At 62.3% G+C, this 231-nt stretch carries 1 pseudogene; it reads right to left on the bottom strand.

The annotated features are described in order from the left end of the window. Positions 1-231, bottom strand: a pseudogene (locus QSV46_RS41240) (ABC transporter ATP-binding protein/permease); the annotation flags it as partial.

Here is a 231-nt window from a genome sequence, read left to right as displayed (position 1 = left end):
GCCCAGCGTCATGCTGCCCTCGAGAAATTTTGGCGCGCACAATAATATCGGAACCACCGGCGCGATGAGGCCCGATCCATGCGACACCAGCGTGGTGCGCATATGCTGGCCAGCGAGCCGCGCCCATTGCTGCAGCACTTTTGAAAAGGTCTTGTTGATGCCGTCGCGCTCTTCCTCTTCGCCGCCGAGCAGCGCGATGCTCTCACCGTTCTCGCGCACGCGGGTCAGGAC

Origin of the sequence: Bradyrhizobium cosmicum, from assembly GCF_032290525.1 — a bacterium.
Classification (GTDB): Bacteria; Pseudomonadota; Alphaproteobacteria; order Rhizobiales; family Xanthobacteraceae; genus Bradyrhizobium; species Bradyrhizobium cosmicum_A.
Note: the sequence above shows the minus strand (reverse complement) of the source record. Positions and strands in the feature narration are given on the sequence as shown.